Below are 207 nucleotides of genomic sequence, written 5' to 3'. Positions count from 1 at the left end.
AGAACTGGATGTTGATGACATTGCATTAGAGCCTTTAATGCCAGTGCATTTAGCGGAAGGTAGTTGGGGTGATTTTTTAGCGAAACGTGATGAATTAGACACATTTTATGCTGCGAAATACCAACAAGCATCTGATGAAGGTAAAGCGCTGCGTTACACAGGGCAATTAAGTATTAGTGACAGTGGTAAAGTGACTGCAAAAGTCGG

1 protein-coding gene is annotated in these 207 nt (G+C 41.5%); it reads left to right on the top strand.

The annotated features are described in order from the left end of the window. The coding region (locus tag CWC11_RS21980; RefSeq protein ID WP_138684261.1) for a hypothetical protein at positions 1 to 207 on the top strand (207 nt) is incomplete at both ends.

It is taken from the genome of Pseudoalteromonas sp. S3178, assembly GCF_005886985.1.
In the GTDB taxonomy this organism is placed as follows: domain Bacteria; phylum Pseudomonadota; class Gammaproteobacteria; order Enterobacterales; family Alteromonadaceae; genus Pseudoalteromonas; species Pseudoalteromonas carrageenovora.
This window is presented reverse-complemented; position numbering and strand designations above follow the sequence as displayed.